At 70.4% G+C, this 379-nt stretch carries 1 protein-coding gene; it reads left to right on the top strand.

The genetic code is table 11. The features are described from left to right. Positions 1–379: HAD-IC family P-type ATPase (locus tag K9U41_RS23810; RefSeq protein WP_282643282.1), on the top strand; the 379-nt coding region annotated here is incomplete at both ends.

Raw genomic sequence — 379 nt, 5'->3', positions numbered from 1 at the left:
GACCACGGCCGAGGCACTCCGAGGGCTTCGCGAGCACGGGATCGACGTGGTCATGCTCACCGGCGACAACCGGGTCACCGCTGAGGCAGTGGCACGTCGGCTCGGCATCGAACGCGTCGAGGCCGAGGTCCTCCCGGACGACAAGAGCAAAGTCGTCACCAGGCTGCGGGAGGCTGGCAAGGTCGTGGCGTTCGCCGGTGACGGCGTCAACGACGCGCCCGCCCTCGCCGCAGCGGACGTCGGCCTCGCCATGGGCACGGGCACCGACGTGGCCATCGAGAGCGCCGGCGTGACCCTCCTCAAGGGAGACCTGACCGGGATCCTCCGGGCCCGGAGCCTGTCCCAGGCCACCATGGCCAACATCCGGCAAAACCTGGTG

This window comes from Xanthobacter autotrophicus (genome assembly GCF_029991245.1).
In the GTDB taxonomy this organism is placed as follows: Bacteria; Pseudomonadota; Alphaproteobacteria; order Rhizobiales; family Xanthobacteraceae; genus Xanthobacter; species Xanthobacter autotrophicus_C.
This window is presented reverse-complemented; position numbering and strand designations above follow the sequence as displayed.